A 22,850-nucleotide genomic window follows, 5' to 3' on the forward strand; every position below is an offset into this window, starting at 1 on the left:
ATCCTAACTACTTTAAAAGTATGTAGTTAGGATCTTTTTTTGTGACCTCGCCAGGATTCAAACCTGGAACCTTCTGAGCCGTAATCAGATGCGCTATTCAGTTGCGCCACGAGGCCTTGTACTTTCGCCTGCTCCCTACTAAAAGAAGAAGGCCTGCACGCCGATGCAAAAGGTTATAACCATTTTCCGTAGGCGGGTGCAAATATAGACCATTTTGGAAAAAAGGAAAACTATTTCAGCTGAAATAAAAATTTTTTTTGCCATCTGCAGGATTGTAGCATTTTCTCTCTACATTAATTTTCCACTTGCTCGATTAAGAAACTTTTAAGATTTTGGCTACTTCATTTGCTTAAGGAGAAATGTAGCACTTGTTGATGTGGAGAAACTAACCTGAAGCTTTATAATTTACAGTCTGAGCTGCCAATGATCCTAAGATTATTCGCTTTCATTTTCTTTATTTCCATTCCTGCTTTCTCTCAAGAAACTGCAGTGGAAAAAAAATTTCTCCTTGGAAAATTTGATTACAAACAATCGGGCGATTTCGTAAAGGTGGATCCAGAGTATGCGGATAAAACCATTTACTTAAATTCCGTGGTTTATACAGCTTTTAAGGAAATGCATCGTGCAGCTTCAAAAGATGGTATTGATCTGAAAATACTCTCGGGCACTCGCAGTTTTGAAGAGCAAAAGAAGATTTGGGAATATAAGTGGCGAAAACTGGTAAGTCTCTCTCCTTTAGAAAGAGCCAAATCCATTCTTGTCTATAGTGCTATGCCTTCCACCTCCCGTCATCACTGGGGAACAGACATAGACCTGAACTACCTTGAAAATTGTCATTTTGAAGAGGGTAAGGGTAAAGCTGTTTACGAATGGCTGGTGAAAAATGCTGCAGAATTCGGATTTCATCAGGTATATACTTCTCAGGAGTTCGGCCGAAAAGGATATCACGAGGAAAAATGGCACTGGTCTTACCTGCCAATAGCTTCTAAGTTTCTGTCGTTGTATAACGCTGTGATCAGCAGCCGAGAGATCACGGGATTTGCAGGTAGTGAGCTGGCAGAGGAGATAAAGATCATCCAGGAGTATGTGAACGGAATTCCAACTCATCTTCTGGAGCCTCTTCCTACTGCGATTTTTACTAAAGCGATTGTTCAGCTACAGGAAGCCGAATAAAGAGAGATAACTAAGGAACCTTTACCTCAACAGGCTAAAATGTCCTTTTAAAATATCATTTTTGGAAGTGATTGCTGTGAACCAGTAGTCATCCACAGGCATTTCATTGCCATTGTAAACTCCATTCCAGGTTTCCCCAGGCGCAAGCTTTTTAAGCAATTTTCCGTAGCGATCATAGATCTCCACAACCTTTATGTTCCCTGCCTTATCTGTTAATGGTCCCCAGTCATCATTGTGACCGTCACTGTTGGGTGTAAAGAATTCAGGAAAGTAAAGTCTGAAGTCAGGTGCTTTTCCACTGCCACCCGGTTTTTTACAGGAGTTGTCAAGTGCTAAAGTAAATTCAATAGTCACCGAAGAACAGGAATTATTCACAGTTGAGATGCGGGCTGTGATGACCTGGTTTCCTTTTATAGTGTTGGTGAATTTATCCGGTAAGGGTGAGGGCAGAAGATTTCCTTCAGCGTCGAAGTACGTGATCTCCAGATCGGTTTGATCTCCTGCTATGTCCCGGTGTAGATCGCTTAGATCAAACTCTGCGAACCCATCTCCATTCTCGTCACAAGCGATATATGGATCTGGAGTATTCACCGAGGGAGGAACTATCTCGAGGGGCTTAATTTTTACCACCCAGCCATCTCTGCCTCCCCTGGAATTTTCTGTCTTATCTCCTGAAGCGCCTGAATCGGTCCAGCCTGCCATTACATAGTTGCCTTCCAGGTCCACGAAGCCATACATAGGTTGATCTGTACTATTACCACCAATTGTTTTGTCCCAGCATTTTTCTCCTTCTTCCGAAATATGAAAAACCCAGAAATCCCGGTCTCCGCGATTGGGTTCCGTTTTATCAAATCCGGGATCGGAACCCGACATGGCTGCGATCATATAGCCGCCATCTGGTGCCGGGTGAAAGCTGGAAAGCCATTCCGTAGAATTCCCGCCATAGGTTTGCTGCCATAGGATGTCCCCGCTGCTATTGATCTTCACTACCCAAAGGTCAATAAAGCCCTTAGAGCTCATGGTTTTATCACCACTGATTTCTGAACTTGAGTCTCCACCCAAAAAGTAACCTCCATCCCGGGTTTCCTGCAAGTCGGTCAAATATTCTCCATTATTTCCTCCAATGGTTCTTTGCCAAATGATCTCCCCCTGTGGATCTATTTCAAAAACCCAGTAATCACCTAATCCTTTAGAATCTTCAGTTTTTGTAGCTGAAACTCCAGAAGAGGAAGTTGCCGCAATGAGAAAGTTGCCGTTGTTCTTTTTTTCGATCTGCGCATCGTGGTCATGACCACTACCTCCGTAACTTTTTTGCCATTCAAGCCGGCCCAAGCTGTCCAGTTTAAGGATCCAGATATCGGAATTTCCCATTGCCGCAGTTGTTTTGTCTCCTGAAGCAATTGAATTGGAGGTAGAGGTAAGAAGGAAACCGCCGTCGCTGGTGACCACAATGTCATTAAGATCTTCAGCATCGTTCCCTCCATAGGTGCGCTGCCATTGTATTTCCCGATTCTGGTCCAGTTTTACCAGCCATAGATCCCTAAATCCTCTTAAAGCTTCAGTCTTATCCCCTGAAGCTCCTGAATAGGAATAACCGGCCAGGAGAAAGGTGCCGTCTGCCATTTCAATTACCTTCATGATCATATCCTGGCTGTATCCACCGAATGTTTGCTGCCAAAGGATATTTCCGTCGGTATCCGTTTCTACGATCCAGGAATCGGAATCACCACTCAAATGATTGGGAACAGTTTTGTCTCCTGAAGCTGAAGAATAGGAATAGCCTGAAAAAAAGTAATTTCCGCGGCTATCCTGGAAGGCATGATGAAACCAATCTGCACCATCTCCTCCAATGGTTTTTTCCCATAAAAGCTCCTGGCTCCGGCTCTGGCCGAAAATTAAAAGACATGTAAGGAAAAGGAAAAGATGTCGCATTAAAAAATTTTTCTTCTATGATACCCCCTTTCGGGAGTAGTTTATGCGCTCCAAATGTAAGAGAATTAGAGGGGCTTTTAACAAAATATTAATAGAAATCATGGAAGAAGGACATTTCACCATTCTCCATAAATTCTTGTGCTTAGAGATAGCTTTACTTGCACAATCTTCTGCAATAGCTATATTTGTTCTATGGCTGAACTAGATGAGTTTATAGCTGAATTTGCCTCATTTGTCTGGGGACTTCCGCTTTTAATTTTGCTTACCGGTGGCGGATTATATCTGCTAATTCTTTCAAAATTCTTACCCTTCAGATATCTTCGACATTCGCTGGAGGTGCTGCGTGGAAAATATGATGATCCCAATGACCCGGGGGAGATCAATCATTTTAAAGCCCTTTCTACGGCACTTTCTTCAACCATCGGGATGGGTAATATTGCCGGGGTTGCGGTGGCAATTGCAATTGGAGGGCCGGGAGCAATGTTTTGGCTGTGGATTAGTGCCGTAATAGGGATGGCGACAAAATTTTTCACCAATACCCTGGCGGTGATGTACCGCGGCAAAGATTCCGAAGGGAAACTGCAGGGAGGTCCCATGTACTTCATAACAGAAGGCCTTGGAAAAAAATGGTGGATCATGGCCGCTTTTTTCAGTGTCGCAGGTCTGGTGGGTGCATTACCAGTTTTCAATGTCAACCAGCTCACACAGGCCATAAATTACATCCTGCTTACCCCAAATGGAGTGGAAGTGGATTTCGTTTCCAATCTCAGCATTGGAATCGTGCTGGCAATAATTACGGCCGTTGTGATCTATGGCGGACTCGAAAGGATTAGTAATACCGTCTCCAGAATGGTGCCCATTATGGTCGCTCTTTACTTCGTGTCTGTATTGATCATTCTCCTGGTCAATTATGAACAGGTGCCTTATTATTTCCAGCTTATTTTCACCGATGCCTTTGCAGCAGAAAACTACGCCGGAGAGCCATTTTTGGGAGGTATGCTTGGTGGGCTTATCATTCTGGGAATCCGGAGGGGAGCATTTTCAAACGAGGCCGGTATTGGTACCGCTCCAATGGCTCACGGAGCTGCAAAGACCGCAGAGCCGGTTCGTGAAGGTCTGGTTGCAATGTTGGGTCCTGCCATTGATACTCTTATTGTATGTTCCTTGACCGGAATGGCCATTCTCGTCACCGGCGTGTGGAATACTCATGATGTGAACGGCGTAAGTTTAACGGCAGCAGCATTTGATGCCTCCATACCTTTCTACGGAAATTACCTGTTACTTATCTGTATTGCGATCTTTAGTATTTCTTCCCTTTTCTCTTATTCATACTACGGAAGTAAATGTCTGTCATTTTTAATAGGAGCTCACCGGAAGCATTACTACAATTACTTCTATATCCTGAGTATCCTCCTGGGTGCAACTACTTCCCTGAGTATGATGATCAATCTCATCGACGGATTTTTTGCTTTGATGGCCATCCCAACCATGACTGCAACTTTGATCATGGCACCACGGGTGCTGAAGGAAGCGAAAAGATATTTTTCAGGACTTAAAGATAATAAGAGGCAGCTCAACCAAAGGTAACCACGCAGCGCTCATCCTGGCTCTTATGAGCAGCTTCAATGATCCTTATTACATCCCGGGCTTGTTGAGGAGTTACAGCCAGTGCTGCTCCTTCGGTAATCGCTTTGAGGAGGTTTTGAAAAATAAAAGGATAATTGCCGGGTTCACTGTCTACCAGTCTTTCTTCCTCCAGCGTATTTAACTTACCCCATATTTCCTTTGGTTCTGTTCCCCAGGCTACAGTGTCTGATGGTTTTTTTCCTGCCTTTAAGGCTTCTTCCTGTACATCTGCACCATATTTCACAAAGCTTCCCCGGGTGCCAAAAACCTGAAAGGTCGGCCCCTTTTCCTTGATCAACTGTCCGGCTTTTAGAGTGACCTTCAGGTTGGGGTAAAAAAGCAGAAGTTCAAAGGCATCGGGAACCATGGCTCCATCCCGTTGCATTCTTATATCGGCAAAAACTTCCTTGGGTAGTCCAAATAAAGTGAGCGCCTGGTCGATGAGATGGCTGCCAAGGTCATAGAGGATACCACTGCCCGGATTTTCCTTTTTCTCTTTCCAACCGGGTTTTACTTCATTCCTGAAGCGGTCAAAATGCGCCTCATATTCCACTACCTTTCCTAAAAGGCCGGTTTCGACCACTTTTTTTACTGTTTGAAAGTCGCTGTCCCATCTCCGGTTATGATGTACGCTGAGTATAAGTTTCTTTTGATGAGCTAAATTTATTAGCTCATTTGCCTCCTTAACATTTGAGGTGAAAGGTTTTTCTACCAGTACATGCTTTCCCGCCTCTAAAGCCTGTTTTGCAAAAGAATAGTGAAGATGATTCGGCAGGACCAGAATCACAAGATTAATTTCCGGGTCTTTTAAAATTTCTGAAAAATTATCGACTATTTCAGCTCTTGGGTGATCTCTTCGGGCTAAGGCTATATTTGAAGTGCTGGAGGTGAGGATCTTTGTAACAACAAATCCCGGTACGCTGGAAAGGATAGGAGAGTTGTAAATACTTCCGCCGGGCCCATAGCCGGCAAAGGCAGTTTTTACCTGCTTCATTTTTGTTTTTAAGTTAGAAATTTTCACTGATTAATTCCTTCCAAAAATGACATTTTTAGCACTCCTTTCAGAGATACTTTTACTGCTCTTTTTGATCCAGAAAAAAAAGCCGTACCTGCTCCAGATCTTTGATTTTTAAGATGCATCCCGCACTTAAAGGTTTTCTGCAAAAATGGATGACCTGCCCGTAAGTCTGTGCTTTGAGGTGGTCCTTTTGATTTATTGATGAGGTAACGATGATGATGAAAACCTTTGCCTGGGGAGGATTTTTATTTAGTTTCTTAAGAAATTTCCAACCATCCAGTACGGGCATGTTCAGGTCGAGCAGTATCAAAAATTTCTTGCCGGTACCGTCATGAGCGGCAATGTACTCCAGTGCTTTGCGGCCGTTGTCACATATTACCGGGGCCGGTTCGATTTGTGAAGACCTAAGACTGTTCTTATGCAGGAGAGCGACTACCTTGTCATCGTCTACGATCAAAACTTCACAGAGTTCTGAACTAGCGGACCCTGACATTTATCTTCTCAGTTTTACCTACAATATTGCGAATGATGCTGTCAAGTTCATTTGTAGAATCCTTCATGTGAAAAAGTATCTCCTCTTTGGACATTTCTTCAAATTCCTCCTCTTCAAGAAGGTGTAGCAATCCTTTTATTCTTGCCAGGGGAGCCCGTACCACATGAGATTGTTCCCAGGCGATCTCTTTGAGGATCTTATTCTGTTTCTGGATCTTGCGAAGGATCTTCCTGGAGTGGGTCACGTCCAGTACGGCTCCTACCATTCGGGTGGCTTGGCCATTCTTATCCCTTAAAATATATCCGCGGTCAACGACATGTGCTATTTTTCCGTCTGCTTTTACAATGCGATATTCCAGCTTCCACTTCTTGGCTTCGGTATCTTTCAATGCACACTTAAGGGAGTGTTCAACCTTTTCCCTGTCTTCCTTCGCAACCTTGTCCAGCCAAAAAGAATTTACCGAAGTGGCATTATTGGTATCATATCCAAAGATTTTTTTATAGCCTTTGCTCCTGGTTACAAAATCCTTCTTGATATCCCAATCCCAGATCATTTCACTCGTGGCTTTCATGGCCATTTTAAAGCGTTTGTTGGCCACTTTAACCGCTTCCCGCTTTGCTGTAATTTCAGATATGTCACTGGTGGCACCAATAAGTCTTACGGCTTTGCCTGTGTGGTCTCTTATGATGTATCCCTTATCTACTACCCGGGCATAGGTGCCGTCGGCTTTTCTGAAGCGGTATTCGGTCTTGATGAAATCCTGGTTTGGATCACCTATTGCCTGGTAAAGTTTCTTTTTCTCAATGGGTTTGTCTTCGGGATGTATGTTTTCTTTCCAGAATGACCTTTTGTTCACTACATCCGAAGGATAGCCAAAAAGTTCCTGGAGCCCTCTATGGAAGCGGGTCACTTCATTGCTCGTGAGATCCCAGTCATAGATGAGATCTTCGGTGGCCGTGGCCGCTAGTTGATATCTTTCATTAATATGTTCGATTTCCCGGGCCTGTTTTATAACAGTGGTAATGTCCCGGGAATTCGCCACGATACCCTGCACTGCCGAGTCGTCCAGCAAATTGGTAAGGGTGGTCTGTACCCATCTGTATTGCCCCTCCTTGTTTCTGAAGCGGTATGGGGAAATGGTCACCTGTTTCTCTTCCGTAAGCCGGAAGAATTGAGTACGCACCTTTTCGGTATCTTCCGGATGTATGTAGTGGTATGCATTCTTTCCTGTAAGCTCTTCGGGATTAAATCCTAAAAGTTTTTTATAGTTTTCACTAACGAAAGAATAATAGCCATTGATATTGAGAATTGAAATAAGGTCCGATCCTTCCTGTACCAGGGCACGAAACTTCTGTTCACTCAGCTTTAGTTCTTCTTCCCTCTTCTTTACCTTTTCCAGCGCCGCCGATTTCTCAAAGGCATTAGTTAGATTTTGGGTAAGGCTCTTTAAGAAACTTATCTCTTCTTCATTCCACACCCTTTGCCGGGTGCAATCATCAAAGCCAACAAATCCCGAGAGATTTTCCCCCACAAAGATCGGTAGCAACAGCATGGATTTAATTTGCTGTTCTTCAAATATATCTTTTAAAGCACCTGGTTCAAGATCTTGATAAATAGCTGTGAAGGGAAGGTTCTTTATTAGTGGGGCCGTGATCTCCTCCACTTTTTTAATGGGCATGTTCTGAAGCTCCTCATTATCAATTTGGGGAATTGCATTGGCACTGCACCACTCTACTTTTTGACTAATAAGGATCTCCCCTGTATCGGGATCTTTATCGGCTCCAAAGTAGTACATCCTATCTGCATTTACAGTTTTCCCAATGATTCCAAAGGTCTCATTAAGAGCATCATGCTGGATGTCGTTTTCGAGAAGGGAGCTAACAAAAGCAGCATGGACTTCCAGAAACCGGCTTTTTTCAACGATCACTTTCTCGTTTTGCTTAAGCTGAGTCACGTCTTTTGCGATTCCGTGGACTTCTACAACCTTGCCCTCGACTTGCATGGGCATTAAAAGGATCTTTAGGTTTAACTTGTTTCCTTTGGCCGAAAAGAAATCGGCTTCAAAGGAGGTTATTCTTCCCGCTGTGGCCCTGGAGAAGTGGTCAAGTATAAGTTCCTTATGGTAAGGGGCGCAAAAAGGTAAAAAGTTCGTCTTCTTTAATTTATCAAGAGGAATCTCTGCCATTTTTGTAAGGCCTTCATTGGCATGAATAAAATTCCCTTCAAGATCAAGCCTGTAAAGACCATCGGGATTTTCATGGATAAAATTCTTGAACTGTTGCCTGCTTAAATTGAGTTCTTCCAGTATCTCCTTTTCCCGTTTATCGTACTGGTTCTCTATAGTGACTTTCCGTATTGTGTGAAGGATTACTTCGACCTCCCCTGCGGAATTTTTGATCGGAATATTTTGAGAAGTGAAAGCTTGTTGTTCAAATCTCCCGGTATTATTATTCCGAAGATCTAATCGCAGATCTTTTATCTCCACTTTCTTTCCTGTCTTCAAAACCTTTAACAGAGCTGCGGAAATTTGATCCCGACCACACTCTTCAACTGCAGGAACTGGAGGAAATGCTTCCCTGCTGTCTCTGTTAAGAACATCTTCTTTTGAAAATCCGGTGAGGCGGAGATAGGCAGGATTAGCATCTACAACTACAAATTCATCGGGTAATTTTGGCATTAACACCAGGCAAGCAAACGGTATGGCTTCGAAAATTTCTTTCCAGCAGTCTTTTTTCATAGTAAGGGATCTGAAAATAAAACCTGCCCTTGGTCTTAATATTATGTTAAAGGCATCACAAATATAATCAAAAAAAATTGCTAACAGCAGCTATTTAATTTGATTTTTGTGATTTAATCGGAGAATTATAGACTTTAAACGATAAGAATAATAAAATTATTAAGAAACTTCTTACAAGAAAAGGGGGGATGTTATGCTCTGGTCCGCAGGGTTTCGAATAGGGTTAATCCTCAGTATTTTACCGGTACCAATAGCACCGGGACCCTGAGATCATCTATTATATCCTGTTCAACACTTCCCACGAACATCTGATAAAAATAATTTCGTTTGTGGTGCCCTGCAATAACCAGGTCGGCCTGAATTTCCTGAACTTCAGCCTTGATCATTTTTGCAGTAGATCCTTCCAGTTGCACTCCATAGGCATCGATATTTTTCTCCCTTAGTTCTTCGGCAAGCCGGTTGACCAATGCTCTTTCTTTTTTTCTGTTTTCTACCCTCTTATCCTGGGCGAATTGAGGGCCTGCTTCCAGGCCGAGGTAGTCATCTGGATCGGGTTCGCTTACGTGGAGGATCCAAATTTTGGATCCAAAGGCTTTGGCTATTTCTTCAGCTTTTGCAAGCAGTTGCTCAGCATTTTTTTCGATGTTTATGGCAACCAGGATCTTTTTCATGGTGGTGTGGATTAGTTATTTAAAGGTAGAAAAATTACTCCGCCTGGAAAAGCAGTCCAGGCTGAAAATAAAAAAAACCGGCTCCAGGAAAGGGCCGGTTTTTTTGCATTTTTCGCAGGTCTAGTCGAGCAGTGTTTCATTGAACAACTTCAGGATCCTCTTATATTCATCGGTCCAGCTGCTAGGCTCTGTAAAGCCGTGGTCTTCTACGGGATATACCGCCATTTCCCAGTTGTCCTTTTCCAGTTCTATTAGCCTCTGTGCCAGCCTTACCACATCCTGGAATTGCACGTTAACATCTATCATCCCATGGGCAATCAGCAGGTTGCCTTCCAGGCCTTCAGCAAAATAGATAGGGGAGGAACGCCTGTAAGCTATGGGATCGTTAACAGGTTCATTGAGGATATTCGAGGTGTAACCGTGATTGTAATGAGCCCAGTCTGTTACCGACCTCAAGGCAGCACCCGACTCAAAAACATCAGGTTCTGTAAACATGGCCATTAAGGTAATAAAGCCGCCATAGCTACCTCCATAGATCCCTATTTTTTCAGGATCTATTCCATGTTCATCAATAAGGTATTTTACCCCATCGACCTGGTCGCTCAGGTCTTTACCTCCCATGTGCCGATAGATGCCTGTTCTCCAGTCGCGTCCATAGCCTGCACTGCCGCGGTAATCAATGTCTAAAACGGTGTACCCGAGGTCTGTGAGTAAATTATGGAACATGTATTCCCTGAAGTAACTCGACCACCAGCTATGGGCATTCTGTAAATATCCTGCCCCATGTACAAATACCACAGCGGCTCCATTCTTAGCCTCGGCAGTGGGTTTATACAACCGGGCCGGTACCTTGGCGCCATCTTGGGCAGCAAAATGGATTTGCTGAGGTTCCCTCCAGTTGTAATTTTTAAATTCGGGAGATTGTCCAGAAGTGATCTGCTTTTCTTCTGCATTTGCAGCTGTTTTCTTCAGGTAAAGCTCCCAGGGTTTGTTGGAATAAGAATATCTTATCGCCATATACTTTTCGTCCGGAGAAAGATTTACCTCATTGTTTCCTGTGAGACTAGTCAGCTGCTTCATTTTTCCACCACGTACGGGCATCTGGTAGAAATGTCTTTCCCCGGCGTCGATTTCAGAAGTAGTTAAAAAGAAAGTTTTTCCGTCCCTGGAAAGTTGCGGGTCAAAAACCTCATAATTTCCGCTTGTTAGCTGTGTCTTCTTTCCGGAAGTGACGTCAAGAAGATAGAGGTGGGAATAACCGCTCTCTTCGCTTTGGAAATAGACGGTCTTGTTGTCGTGCAGCCATCCCATATCTCCCGTACTCCAGTTGTACCCAATTCCCGGGCCGGCGATCCAGGCTTCATCCCGTTGCCTGTCAAGAGACTTTAAGCTTCCGGTGTTGAGGTCAAGGGAGGCGATCCACCGGTCTTTATTGTCTGCCGAACGCACTACGACTACCGCCTTTTTCCCGTCATGGGAAAATATCGGGCCATTTACATATACTTCCCTGGCTTCTTCTTTCCATTCTTTGTCGGGATAATCTTTTACGTAATCGGGAAGATCTTTAATGCCGGGGAGATCTTCGGTTTTCACCTGATAAACCGTATCCTGCTTCAGATTGTACACCATGGCTTCCATTTTCGTTTGCTCACTTCCAACCTTACTGCGGGCAGGAAGATCTACCGTGTAACCCGATTTATCTGTAAAGTCGGGTACATCTGTGTCTTTTGCATTCGCCGGAGTGATCAACTGAAAGGTAGCATAGTCGCCTGTTGGAGCTACCTGCAGGTTTCGAAGGCGTTTTTTTCCCAGGTAGAAAGTAAAAGGCTCGGGCTGCTCAGTCATCTCGCGGTAAGCTTTGCTCGCCTCTCTGTTCTCGTCCCTTTTTCTTACTTCTTCCAGAAGCTGCAAGTTCTCTTCCTGCAACCATTTGTCTTGTGCAGTGAGTTCTTTTTCTCCTTCCTCTTTTTTAGAGCCGGTCTGGATGTTTGTCAACCTGGTGATCACTCCTGTTTCCAGATCGTATAGAAAGGCATTATTTTCCAGGACAAAGCTCAGCTTATTCTCATTGGCCAAGAATTGGGGATCTGCAATACTTCCTGTCAATTGAAGCAGCTTTCGTTCCTGTTTCTTTTTTAGGTCGTACAAATAAAGATCCCCATTTCGGGTATAGATTTTTTTGTTCCGCGCATTATTATAATCTCCGTAGCGAGGGATCATTTTATGTTCATCCTGCCAGGAGACCTTCTCGATCTTCTGCAGGTTCTTTACGCTCACCCGGTATAATGAGTCTGAAGGATTTTTTTCAGGATTATAGCTGAAGTAAATAAATTCACTGTGGGGCCCCCAGGAAATATTTGAGGGGAATGTTCCCATCCAGGAGGGATCCTGCATGATTTTTTCTACAGTAAGATCTGAAGTTTGGGCATAGGTAAATTGCAGGCTCAAAAAGGCCAGAACGCAGAGGAAAATTTTTTTGTTCATAAACTGTGTGTGTAATTGAAAGGCCAAGATAGAAATTCCTTGTGAAAAAGGCAGAAAAAGCAAAAGCACCCCGGGCTTGGCTAAAGGTGCTTTTGATATGGCAGATTTGTAAAATAGGTCAGTTGTCAGGAATGACTGCGAATCTCGTCAAATTGTCCATCTCTTGAAGAACTGTACTTTAGCAGACTCTTAAGGGCTTTAAGTTCAAAGATACAGTTTTCAACATAGGCCTTGTGCCTAAGTAAGACTTCGCGGCACGAGCCGTCATGGATTCGGCAAAGCGATTCCTGGTATTTTTGTAAGCTTGTTTTATTAATTTTCAATGCCTTTTTAATACATTTTCTTTTATCTTCTTCACTATTTCCGTCCCGGTTTCGCTCATAATAAGAGGAAGGGAAATATGGTCTTTTCCCGCCGTAGAAGGAAATTTCATCACTTATTTCCATGGCGAACTGAGATCTTCGTGAAGCGAGATTTTGAAAGTAATACTTTAGGGAAACATCCTGGAGGGTTTCCATTAGTTTGCGGAATCGTCTGGAGCTTATAAAATTGTCTTCCAGAAGCTGTCGCAAAGTCATTTCTCTTATCTCGTTATTGACCATTTTTGAAGTGCTTAAATCAATGCTTTCCTGTTATTTCAATTTAATAAATATCCCGCAAACGTTTTCGTAAAATTTAGGACTTAACTCATTTTTGGGAGTTCAAGAAGAAGATGACAAAAAGCTTCTTAAAATGAATTTTTTTGTGTCATTTTTCCTGCTGAAAAAACAAAACCACCTGTGAAATGCAGGTGGTTCCATTGTAAAATATTGATCTTTATCAGGATTTAGCTTCGCGATTGAGTCGGTCTTCGGCCATATCTGTCAGTAAATTGTCGGCTTTGTATTCTTCGTCAAGTGTTTGTTGTAACTTGGCTGCGATGTCATCATGTCCAAGTTCTTTGGCGTAGCGAACTGCAGTACCATAACCTGATATCTCATAATGCTCCACTCTTTGAGCTTCGGCGATCAATCCGGCATCCCGCACATCCTCTTCAGCGTCTTCTTCGAGAAAAGATTCGGCTTCTTTTACCAAGCCTTCCATTGCCTTGCACTTTTCACCTCCCGGTTTAATTCCCAGTTTTTCACAGATCTCCTCAAGACGCTTTACATGACCTTCAGTTTCTTTAAGGTGCTTCTCAAATGCCTCTTTTAATTTATCGTCATTAGCATTTTTCTGCATTTTAGGAAGGGCTTTTACCAACTGGTTTTCGGCACTGTACAAATCCTTTAATTGATGTTCAAACAGATCTTTTAAATTTTTCATTTTTCTAGCTTTTAAAATTCTCTCTAAAATAGAACTTGACGTCCCAGGTGCCAGTTAAATGAGTAATAAATCTTTGTTGATTTTTTGCTAAATGAGTAGAGGAAATGGCCTTTTTGGCTCCTGATTTCTTAGTACCTTCGCTGGTAAATTCTTCTTCATGTTTAAAATTGACAACTTCATACGAGACGTAAAGGATTTCCCCAAAGAGGGAATTATATATAAAGATATCACCCCGCTACTCGAAGATCCCGAAGCCACCCGCAAAACCCTTGAGTCCTTCTTGACTTTTTTGAAAGGTGAGAATATTCAAAAGGTAGTGGGAATCGAATCCCGGGGATTCTTTTTTGCGACTCTTCTTGCACAGGAACTAAATGCCGGATTCGTACCTATTCGTAAACCGGGGAAACTTCCTTACAAGACCTACAGGGAAAGCTACTCACTTGAGTACGGAGAAGATGTTCTCGAGGTGCACTGTGATGCCATCAAAAAAGGAGAAAAAGTACTGGTGCATGACGACGTTCTGGCTACGGGAGGTACGGCGGCCGCTGCTTGTAAACTGGTGGAAAAAATGGGAGGGGAGATCGTGCAGGTCAACTTTATCATGGACCTTGAGTTCCTGAAAGGAAAAGAGAAGATAAGTGCTTATAACGTGGTGTCGCTTATTAGTTACTAGTTGAGAGTTCAGAGTTGGGAGTCATAATACGTTATTGCTGAACATTAATCATTAATCATTAGACCTTTAACCTTAATCGTTTAAAGTGAATTCTTAGTTACCCAGATCTTCCAGCCCAGGATCGCCTTTTGTAGTTTGGTAGCTTTGGCCAGATCCAGTTGTCTCTTTGAATAGCTTGGAAGCACTTTTTTATTGAGCTTTGATAGGGTTTTGAAAAAAGTTTTTTTCATATTAGTTGGTTTCCTATAAAGATAGAAAACTTCCAATGATTGCTGGTCCTATAAAAAAAGCCTTCCAAAAATGGCATTTTTGAAAGGCTTTAAAAGCTAACTCAACTGTTATTTCCTGGTGATGATCTCTATAACCCCTTTTGAAGCTTTTTCGCCATACTTTTCAGAAGCGTTTTCACCTTTAAGCACGGTGACAGATTGAATATTTTCCCTATTAATCGAATCCGGCTCAAAATCTTCAGGCATTATTTTGCCATCTACAACATAAAGAGGTTTTGCAGCATCTGGATCTGCACTTCCCACATCCCGTACATTTAAAGTCTTCTTCTCATCGTAGTTCTTATGGGTCACCACCGAAGTTGAAAAAGAAAAGGATTTATTTTCTTCCTCAGTTTCTTTGGTTTCAGGTTCTTCCGAAGAAGACTTTATTGCTTTTGTTTCATTTTCAGGTAACAAGGCGATCTCGATCACACCATTCTTACCTTTCTCTGAATATTTGTCTATCGCGTTTTTATTCTTGAGCACCAATATATTTTCAATAGTTGAGGGGTCAATTTCCGAGACATCGAAATCTTTTTCCTGGATCTTTCCATTAATGACCACCAGAGGTTTTTTTTCCTGAGACACATTTATCTGAAGCTTTCCCTTGTCATTCTGAACTGCAATAATATCTTCTGGTTTTTTGTGAAAGCTTATCTCCTGTTGTTCAAAAGCAGTTGGCTTTGAAGACCCATGTACCATAATTTTCGAGTCCAATCCCATTAAAACCGGAGGTTGGTCTTTTCGTACGTGAATAAAGATCTTCTTCATTGGCATCTGGGAAAGATCTATATCCTTTAAAGCTGCTTTAAAATCTTCCACTATATTATCATGAGGAATAATTATAGCACCATCTTTAGCTTTGGTACCATATTTCTTTCTGGCTTCTCCTGGTTGAAGCACCTGCCAATCTCCCTTGACCTCGAGATGTTTGTTGATGAGTTCAGCGCTGCTGTACTCTTTACCGGAAAGTATGTAAAGTGGGGTCTTGCCTATACCTGAAAGTGCATTATCGCTATTAGATCTCTTGGGAGTAGCAGTCTGTGGTGTCATTGTTACCTCTTTTCCGTTTGTTTGGATCATCAATGGGGAAATTCCATCGGGGTTGCTTAGGGAAAGACTTCCTGTTGCACCACTGGATTCTTTTTTAAAGCTGACTTCGATATTAATAAGGAGTCCTTCGGAATATCCCAGATTTTTAAAAGTGAGTTCCACGCCTTCTGCCCTGAAAAGGCGTTTATAGGCCCTCAGTGCTCTTTTGTCGGTCTCTTTGGTGATATAAACTGTGAGTTCATTTGTGGTAACTTGTTGTTCCTGCTCTGCCGTAACTTCCTTTGCTTCGGTCTTTATGTTAAAACTGAAAACGAAGAATGCAAGAAAAGGCAGTAGCAAACTGGTCTTCCAAAAATGAGATTTTTGGGATGAATTTTTGTTGATCATCATAATACGTTTTTTAATAAGGGATTGGTAAAATTGATTGGATAGTGCCGGTTGAAAACCGCCGACAGATATTTTTAGAAGAGTCTTCTGATATTCCTTTTTTGACACCTTAGCAGCTATTACGTCCTTATCTGCAAGAAACTCCAGGTTTTGAACCAGGCTTTTTCTGTAAAGCCATGAAAAGGGATTGAACCAAAGCATGTAAACACATAGACTGCTAATGATTTGATCCAGGGAATGCCATTGGCGGGCATGAGACATCTCGTGCTTCAGGATCAATTCCTGTTCTAAGGCAGAATGCTGGTTGGTATCAAGAACTATATAGTTAAAGAAGGAAAATGGTTGGGTAACGCCTTCTTTGTCTATGATATAAAAATTCTCTTTCCTGCTGGTTTTGTGGGTAACCATAAGGCGGAGCAAGGAAAAAAGTTCCAGAATGAATTTCAAAAGGAAAAAACCCAACCCCAGAAGATATATGACTCCTGCGACCAACCACCAGTCGGTTGGTTGGGGCTGATTAATAGTTTCAGGATTTATTTCTGCCGAAAAATTTTCGGGGAGCAATGGTACAGCGGTGGTTTGAACTTCCACTGTCTGCGTGATCTCAAAGAAGGGCAGGAGCAAAGATGTGAAAATACCTGCCAGCAAAAAGAAACGGTTGGCCTTGAAAGTCGTGTCATTTTTCAGAAGGAAAAAATATCCAAGGAAAAAAAGACTTAGTAAACCTGAGCTTTTGAGAAGGTAAATAATTAGATCCTGCATCATTTTTTCTTTTCGATGATGTCCAGGATCTCCCGGAGTTCTGCTGCACTTATCTTTTCCTCACGGGCAAAGAAGGAAACCACACTTTTGTAGGAGCTGTCAAAGAACTTTTTGGTCGCCATATTCATGAATTGCTTCCTGTACTCCTCTTTGCTAACAAGCGGGTGGTACTGGTGAGTCTTTCCATAGGCTTTGTGTCCCACATAGCCTTTTTCTTCCAGGTTCCTTATGATGGTGGAAACGGTATTATAATGAAGCCCGGCGTCGGGGATCTCTGCAATGACCTCTTTGACAAATGCTGCTTTTAGCTGCCACAGGATCCTCATGATCTCTTCTTCTTTATTGGTGAGTTTTTCCATTTCGGTTTATTAATTTATAACATCCTACAGCAAACATAACTAAAAAAATCGTTCAATAACTATTTTTGTAGTTATTATTTTTCAGGTGATAGCTTATCTATGTTCAGTGGCCGCGCATTCCCCATTCTTTCAGAATCTTCTATCTTCGCAAAAAAAATTCTGAATGAGCGTAGTCTATATCATCCTTGGTTTTATTTTGCTGGTAATAGGAGGAGAGTTCCTTGTAAGATCATCTGTAGCTATTTCTTTAAAACTGAAACTTTCACGGATGGTGATCGGACTTACGGTGGTTTCTTTTGCTACTTCTGCACCCGAATTACTGGTGAGTTTACAAGCGGCCCTGGAAGGATTTTCAGATATCTCCTTGGGTAATGTCATAGGCTCCAACATAGCAAACATCGGTCTCGTTCTGGGAATTACGGCTATGATCTCTCCTTTAACGATCGACCGGGAATTCTACAGGTTCAACTGGCCAATCATGATGTTGTTTTCCCTGGCGCTCTTCTATTTTCTCTCTTCAGAATATGTACTTTCCCGCCTTGAGGGGATCGTTCTTGTATGTGCTATTGTTCTTTACCTGGTTCTCCTTATTCGCCGTGCCCGTAGAAAACCTGAATTACAACCCGATGAGGTAGACCCCGATCTAAAGGTGGCATCTGGATTTAAAACTATTCTTTGGTTAATCATTGGAGGAGCGGCCCTCTATTTTGGATCAGAATTACTGGTTTCGGGAGCTGTTGACCTGGCTTCGGCTTTGGGAGTGAGTGAAAGGGTGATCTCTGTCACTATGATCGCAGTGGGTACAAGTGTACCAGAACTGGCAGCTTCAGTTATCGCAGCAATGAAGCAGGAAAAAGCTATTTCCCTCGGAAATCTAATAGGTTCCAACATTTTCAATATTGCTTCAGTATTAGGAATTACAGCTATTATTCAACCTATTGCTGTAAAATCTGAAGCTATTCTCACCAGTGATATTTTCTGGATGATTGGAATTGCTTTCATACTTATCCCATTGGCATTTCTTCCGCAGCGATATTCCATGAGCCGCTGGAAAGGTTTTTTACTCTTCGCAGGTTATGCTGTATTTGTTAGTTTGGCCTTTATAAATTAGGGGTAGTCATAACAAAACATAAAATTTTTATAAACATCCCCCAAAATTTAAGGGGGTGTGTTTAAAAATTAAATATATTTGTTGCCGTAACCTATAAAACATATTTCAGAAATGGCAACATTAAGATTCCAGGCACTTAAGGAGACCTTAAACCGCAAACCTATCGAAATTGAAGAGAAGGAACGGCGTTCAGAATTGTTCGGCCGCAATGTCTTTACCGAAAGTGTCATGCGGCAATTCCTCACAAAGGAAGCTTATCAAAGTGTACTGGAAGCCAATGCCACCGGAAAAAAGATCGATCGCACCATCGCCGATCACATCTCTACCGGAATGAAAGAGTGGGCCATTTCTAAAGGTGCTACTCACTATACCCACTGGTTCCAGCCTCTCACAGGAAGTACGGCCGAAAAGCACGATGCTTTTTTTGAAACCATTGGTGACGGACTTGCAATTGAAAAATTTGGAGGTGGGCAGCTTGTACAGCAGGAGCCCGATGCCTCGAGTTTTCCTCACGGGGGAATAAGAAACACTTTTGAAGCCCGTGGTTATACAGCCTGGGATCCAACTTCTCCTGCTTTTATCTATGGAACTACCCTTTGTATCCCCAGTGTTTTTGTTTCCTATACAGGCGATGCACTCGATTATAAGACTCCGCTGTTAAGAGCTCTGCAGGCCGTAGACAGTGCAGCGACAGATGTTGCCAAGTATTTTGATAAAAATGTCAATAAGGTTCAGGCTACGCTGGGCTGGGAACAGGAATATTTCCTGATCGATTCGGCTTTGGCGGCGTCAAGACCCGATCTTACCCTTGCCGGAAGAACGCTGTTAGGGCATTCCCCGGCTAAAGGTCAGCAGCTGGATGATCACTATTTCGGTTCAATTCCCTCCCGTGTTCTTGCTTACATGAGAGATCTTGAGAAGGAATGTATGCTTCTTGGGATTCCGGTGAAGACAAGACACAATGAGGTAGCGCCAAACCAGTTTGAGCTTGCCCCTATTTTTGAGGAGGCTAACCTGGCGGTAGATCACAACTCGCTGCTTATGGACATTATGCAAAGAGTAGCCGATCGTCACAGCTTTGTAGTCCTTTTCCATGAAAAACCTTTTGCGGGTATTAACGGAAGTGGAAAACACAACAACTGGTCCTTGAGTACAGATACCGGTGTAAACCTTCTGGGTCCCGGATCAACACCGATGAAAAACCTGCAGTTTTTGACATTTTTCATCAATACGATCAAAGCAGTACATGATAATGAAGAGCTGTTAAGAGCGACAATTGCCAGCGCTTCAAACGATTTTAGGCTGGGAGCCAATGAAGCGCCTCCGGCTATTATTTCCACTTTTATTGGTTCCCAGTTAACCGAAGTTCTTGACGAGCTCGAAAAAGTAACCGACGGGAAACTTTCTCCGCAGGAGAAAACAGAGCTAAAACTAAATGTTGTAGGTAAGATCCCAGAGATCCTTCTGGACAACACAGACAGGAACAGAACTTCATCTTTCGCCTTCACCGGAAATAAATTTGAATTCCGTGCGGTTGGATCTACAGCAAACTGTGCCGAACCAATGACTGCATTGAACTCTATTGTTGCAAAGCAGCTGATAGATTTCAAGAAGGAAGTGGACAGCCTCATCAAAGGCAAAAAAATGAAGAAGGATGATGCTATTTTCAATGTGTTAAGAGAATACATCAAGGAATCCAAAAATATTCGTTTTGAAGGAGACGGATATTCCGAAGAATGGGAAAAAGAAGCTGCAAAACGTGGCCTGAGCAACAATCGGAATACTCCCGAAGCTCTTAAAGCTCTTGTGAAAAAAGAGACCATTGAAATGTACAGGGAGCTGGGCGTAATGAATGAGGTGGAGATCGAGGCGCGTCATGAGATCGAGCTGGAAGAGTACATCATGAGAGTTCAGATCGAAAGTCGTATTCTAGGCGATATCGCACGTAACCACGTGATCCCTACCGCTATTCGTTACCAGAATATCCTTATCAAGAACGTTCGCGGACTTAAGGAGATCTTTGAAGCCGATTATGAAACTCACTCTAAAGAGCAACTGGAGATCATTAAGGAAGTTTCAAGGCACATCGAGAAAATCAATTCCGGAATCACAGAAATGATCGAAGCGCGTAAAAAAGCAAATAAGATCGAAGAGGCCGAAGAAAAAGCTTTTGCATATTGTAATGAAGTGAAGCCATTCTTTGAAACAATCCGGTACCACTGCGATAAGCTGGAGCTGTTGATCGATGATGAGATCTGGCCATTGACCAAGTACCGTGAATTATTGTTTACAAGATAATACCTGTCAGAAATGACATTTTAGAGCCACCTCTTTTCTGGGGGTGGCTTTTATATTTCTATAAACCGAAGGTCAAAAAATCTAATCTAATTATCTTTGACCAGCAAATGAATCAGCATGAGCCAGGAAACAAGTAAAAGATATGCCGGCCGCGGAGTTTCTGCCGGAAAGGAGGATGTTCATAACGCCATAAAGAATGTGGATAAAGGATTATTCCCAAAAGCCTTCTGTAAAATTGTGCCCGATCACCTCACTGGTGATGAAGATTACTGTCTCATCATGCATGCCGATGGCGCCGGAACGAAATCGTCCCTGGCCTATATGTACTGGAAAGAAACCGGGGATCTCGGCGTGTGGAAAGGAATTGCGCAGGATGCACTTATTATGAACATCGATGATCTTTTGTGCGTTGGTGCGGTTGATAATATCATGCTTTCTTCCACCATTGGTCGTAACAAGAACCTGGTGCCGGGAGAAGTCATATCTGCAATTATTAATGGTACAGAAGAACTGCTCGAGGATCTTAAAGGCTTCGGAATAAATATCCATTCCACCGGTGGCGAAACGGCCGATGTGGGTGACCTTGTGCGTACCATCATTGTTGATTCCACGGTCACGGCAAGGATGAAACGCAGTGAAGTCATTGACAATGCTAATATCAAACCCGGAAATGTGATCGTTGGATTGGCCTCTTTTGGACAGGCTACCTACGAAAAGGAATACAACGGCGGCATGGGCAGCAACGGTCTCACCTCTGCGCGACATGATGTCTTCGGAAAGACTTTAGCCGAAAAATATCCGGAGAGTTTCGATCCTGCTGTACCTGAAGATCTGGTATACAGCGGTTCTAAAAACCTCACTTCAACAGTAGAGAACAGTCCGCTGGATGCGGGAAAACTGGTGCTATCCCCAACCCGTACCTATGCACCGGTGATAAAGAAGATCCTGGAGAAGTATTCCAAAAATGACATTTTTGGAATGGTTCATTGCAGCGGGGGCGCACAGACCAAAGTGCTTCATTTTGTAGACAAGGTGCATGTGATCAAAGACAATCTTTTTGAAGTGCCGCCACTATTTAAACTCATTCAGCAGGAAAGCAAAACCGATTGGAAGGAGATGTACCAGGTGTTCAACATGGGTCATAGAATGGAGCTTTATGTTGATGAAGCCATTGCAGATGATATTATTTCTATCTCAAAATCTTTTAATGTCGATGCTAAAATTGTGGGTAGAGTAGAGGCTTCCGAAGAAAAGAAATTGACGATTAGGAGTGAGTTTGGGGAGTTTAAGTATAATTGAACCACTCATTTTTTCACACGAAGCAAAATAAGTTTAAATTAAGCACACTGAGATATTGAAAGAAAAATGAATCCTATACTTCAATTGACTATTCGGTGAATACCGTCTTTGAGCATCTTTGTGTTGAAGTTTATTAAGAGGCCTACTTTTAAATTTGAAAGCTTCAAATATGTTAATAGTTGCGCAAAATGAACAGGCGCTAAGTTTTCTAAAGATTTTACTTCAATTATGATCTTGTTTTCAACGAGTAGATCAATTCTGTATCCCACATCCATTTTTACCTCCTTGTAAAAGAAAGGCATTGGATGTTGTTGTTTAACTTCTAAACCTGAATTCCGGAGGTCATACGCCAATGCATTTTCGTAAGAAGACTCCAATAATCCCGGTCCGAGATTTCTATGAAGGTCAAGCGCTATACCTATTATCTTATATGATAAATCCTGTTCCTGCATTCTTTAAAGTATTATTTTACTGTTCTTCTTCGTGTTCTTCTTATTAATCTTTGTGCCCTTCGTGTGAAAATATATGGTAATCTCGCGAAATCTGCGGGAAACATTTAGGAGTATTTCCTCTTTAAAATCTCCAGTTTAGGTTCAATAAACCTTCTACAAAACGGCGCATCGGGATTTTTCCTGTAGTAATTCTGAATAGAGTCTCTGGAAGCATTAAACTTCCGGAAGGGCAACACCTTTGTCACCAGTTGTTCCTCAAATTGCTTCTGAAGAACTTCCAGGATTTCTCTTGCTGCTTTTTCCTCTTCCAAAGAAAAATAATAAACAGCACTTCGATATTTCTTCCGGAAGGAATGATTGGAGGTGGAATTATGGGTGTGAAGATGTATCTCCAAAAGCCGCTTCAATTTCACCCTTTTCGTGAGGTAATGAACAATGACAGCTTCCGAAAAAGCTTCAGCGGGCGGCGCAGAAGCGATATATCCCTGCTCTACCTTCACCACACCCTCCACTGCCTGGAAAACAGCTTCAGTACACCAGTGGCACCCACCGCCTAACCCTATTTTTTCTAATTCTTTCATCTAAAATAGAATATACAAAATGCTTTTTTTCTTTGTGTCCTTCTCTGGAACTTCGTGCTCTTCGTGTGATAAATTCTATGAAATTTCACACAAAACAAAATAAGGTCAAAGCAATAGCACAAAGTTTAGGGATCAATAAAATCCTTTATAAGAATCCAATGGATTTA

General features: G+C 42.5%; 19 protein-coding genes and 1 tRNA gene. 6 read left to right on the plus strand and 14 right to left on the minus strand.

Annotated elements, in window-relative coordinates; genetic code table 11:
- Window positions 1-42: 42 nt before the first annotated feature.
- Window positions 43-116 (minus strand) — tRNA-Arg (locus VR862_RS14735).
- Between the two features lie 307 nt (window positions 117-423).
- On the opposite strand from VR862_RS14735, the gene VR862_RS14740 reads away from it, so the two are divergent.
- Window positions 424-1,173, plus strand: coding sequence for a M15 family metallopeptidase (locus VR862_RS14740; protein WP_324721784.1), 750 nt, complete (start codon window positions 424-426; stop codon window positions 1,171-1,173).
- A 21-nt stretch (window positions 1,174-1,194) separates the two neighbouring features.
- On the opposite strand, the gene VR862_RS14745 is transcribed toward VR862_RS14740, so the two are convergent.
- Entirely contained in the window at window positions 1,195-3,105 is a 1,911-nt protein-coding gene (locus VR862_RS14745; RefSeq protein ID WP_324721785.1) for a T9SS type B sorting domain-containing protein, read from the minus strand.
- Window positions 3,106-3,297: 192 nt separating this feature from the next.
- Here VR862_RS14745 and VR862_RS14750 point away from each other — a divergent pair, with 192 nt between their 5' ends.
- Complete coding sequence (locus tag VR862_RS14750) at window positions 3,298-4,692, plus strand: alanine/glycine:cation symporter family protein (RefSeq protein WP_324721786.1); 1,395 nt, start codon at window positions 3,298-3,300, stop codon at window positions 4,690-4,692.
- On the opposite strand, the gene VR862_RS14755 is transcribed toward VR862_RS14750, so the two are convergent.
- The 7 genes from VR862_RS14755 to VR862_RS14785 all read right to left on the minus strand — a co-directional run bounded on the left by VR862_RS14755 (window position 4,679) and on the right by VR862_RS14785 (window position 13,439).
- The gene (locus VR862_RS14755) at window positions 4,679-5,725 is read right to left on the minus strand and encodes a Gfo/Idh/MocA family oxidoreductase (RefSeq protein WP_324721787.1); all 1,047 of its coding nucleotides are present in this window, start codon (window positions 5,723-5,725) and stop codon (window positions 4,679-4,681) included. The genes VR862_RS14750 and VR862_RS14755 overlap by 14 nt on opposite strands.
- A 79-nt stretch (window positions 5,726-5,804) precedes the next feature.
- Entirely contained in the window at window positions 5,805-6,242 is a 438-nt protein-coding gene (locus VR862_RS14760) for a response regulator (RefSeq protein WP_324721788.1), read from the minus strand.
- The gene (locus VR862_RS14765; protein ID WP_324721789.1) at window positions 6,226-8,979 is read right to left on the minus strand and encodes a PAS domain-containing protein; all 2,754 of its coding nucleotides are present in this window, start codon (window positions 8,977-8,979) and stop codon (window positions 6,226-6,228) included. Before VR862_RS14765 ends, VR862_RS14760 begins: the two co-directional genes overlap by 17 nt.
- A gap of 230 nt (window positions 8,980-9,209) precedes the next feature.
- Window positions 9,210-9,650 carry a universal stress protein gene (locus VR862_RS14770; protein ID WP_324721790.1) on the minus strand — a complete coding sequence of 147 codons (441 nt, stop codon included), beginning with the start codon at window positions 9,648-9,650 and terminating at the stop codon, window positions 9,210-9,212.
- Between the two features lie 120 nt (window positions 9,651-9,770).
- Window positions 9,771-12,134 (minus strand): S9 family peptidase, encoded by a 2,364-nt coding sequence (locus VR862_RS14775; protein ID WP_324721791.1) that lies wholly within the window; start codon window positions 12,132-12,134, stop codon window positions 9,771-9,773.
- Window positions 12,135-12,259: 125 nt separating this feature from the next.
- On the minus strand, window positions 12,260-12,736 hold the full coding sequence (locus VR862_RS14780) for a ferritin family protein (RefSeq protein ID WP_324721792.1): 477 nt from the start codon (window positions 12,734-12,736) through the stop codon (window positions 12,260-12,262).
- 217 nt (window positions 12,737-12,953) lie between these two features.
- The gene (locus tag VR862_RS14785; RefSeq protein ID WP_324721793.1) at window positions 12,954-13,439 is read right to left on the minus strand and encodes a YciE/YciF ferroxidase family protein; all 486 of its coding nucleotides are present in this window, start codon (window positions 13,437-13,439) and stop codon (window positions 12,954-12,956) included.
- A 157-nt stretch (window positions 13,440-13,596) separates the two neighbouring features.
- Here VR862_RS14785 and VR862_RS14790 point away from each other — a divergent pair, with 157 nt between their 5' ends.
- Window positions 13,597-14,112 carry an adenine phosphoribosyltransferase gene (locus VR862_RS14790; RefSeq protein WP_324721794.1) on the plus strand — a complete coding sequence of 172 codons (516 nt, stop codon included), beginning with the start codon at window positions 13,597-13,599 and terminating at the stop codon, window positions 14,110-14,112.
- 80 nt (window positions 14,113-14,192) lie between these two features.
- Here VR862_RS14790 and VR862_RS14795 read toward each other — a convergent pair whose 3' ends face one another.
- From VR862_RS14795 to VR862_RS14805, 3 genes are all read right to left on the minus strand, one after another.
- Window positions 14,193-14,342 carry an SsrA-binding protein gene (locus tag VR862_RS14795; RefSeq protein WP_324721795.1) on the minus strand — a complete coding sequence of 50 codons (150 nt, stop codon included), beginning with the start codon at window positions 14,340-14,342 and terminating at the stop codon, window positions 14,193-14,195.
- 108 nt (window positions 14,343-14,450) lie between these two features.
- Complete coding sequence (locus VR862_RS14800) at window positions 14,451-16,586, minus strand: M56 family metallopeptidase (RefSeq protein ID WP_324721797.1); 2,136 nt, start codon at window positions 16,584-16,586, stop codon at window positions 14,451-14,453.
- Window positions 16,583-16,942, minus strand: coding sequence for a BlaI/MecI/CopY family transcriptional regulator (locus tag VR862_RS14805; RefSeq protein ID WP_324721798.1), 360 nt, complete (start codon window positions 16,940-16,942; stop codon window positions 16,583-16,585). Before VR862_RS14805 ends, VR862_RS14800 begins: the two co-directional genes overlap by 4 nt.
- A 163-nt stretch (window positions 16,943-17,105) precedes the next feature.
- On the opposite strand from VR862_RS14805, the gene VR862_RS14810 reads away from it, so the two are divergent.
- From VR862_RS14810 to VR862_RS14820, 3 genes are all read left to right on the plus strand, one after another.
- The gene (locus VR862_RS14810) at window positions 17,106-18,053 is read left to right on the plus strand and encodes a calcium/sodium antiporter (protein WP_324721799.1); all 948 of its coding nucleotides are present in this window, start codon (window positions 17,106-17,108) and stop codon (window positions 18,051-18,053) included.
- A 111-nt stretch (window positions 18,054-18,164) separates the two neighbouring features.
- Complete coding sequence (locus tag VR862_RS14815) at window positions 18,165-20,351, plus strand: glutamine synthetase III family protein (RefSeq protein ID WP_324721800.1); 2,187 nt, start codon at window positions 18,165-18,167, stop codon at window positions 20,349-20,351.
- Window positions 20,352-20,468: 117 nt separating this feature from the next.
- On the plus strand, window positions 20,469-21,650 hold the full coding sequence (locus tag VR862_RS14820) for an AIR synthase related protein (protein WP_324721801.1): 1,182 nt from the start codon (window positions 20,469-20,471) through the stop codon (window positions 21,648-21,650).
- Between the two features lie 80 nt (window positions 21,651-21,730).
- Here VR862_RS14820 and VR862_RS14825 read toward each other — a convergent pair whose 3' ends face one another.
- On the minus strand, window positions 21,731-22,102 hold the full coding sequence (locus tag VR862_RS14825) for a GxxExxY protein (protein WP_324721802.1): 372 nt from the start codon (window positions 22,100-22,102) through the stop codon (window positions 21,731-21,733).
- 104 nt (window positions 22,103-22,206) lie between these two features.
- Window positions 22,207-22,683, minus strand: coding sequence for a peptide-methionine (S)-S-oxide reductase (locus tag VR862_RS14830; protein ID WP_324721803.1), 477 nt, complete (start codon window positions 22,681-22,683; stop codon window positions 22,207-22,209).
- Window positions 22,684-22,850 lie beyond the last annotated feature (167 nt).

Source organism: Salinimicrobium aquimaris, assembly GCF_035607535.1.
Taxonomy (GTDB): Bacteria; Bacteroidota; Bacteroidia; order Flavobacteriales; family Flavobacteriaceae; genus Salinimicrobium.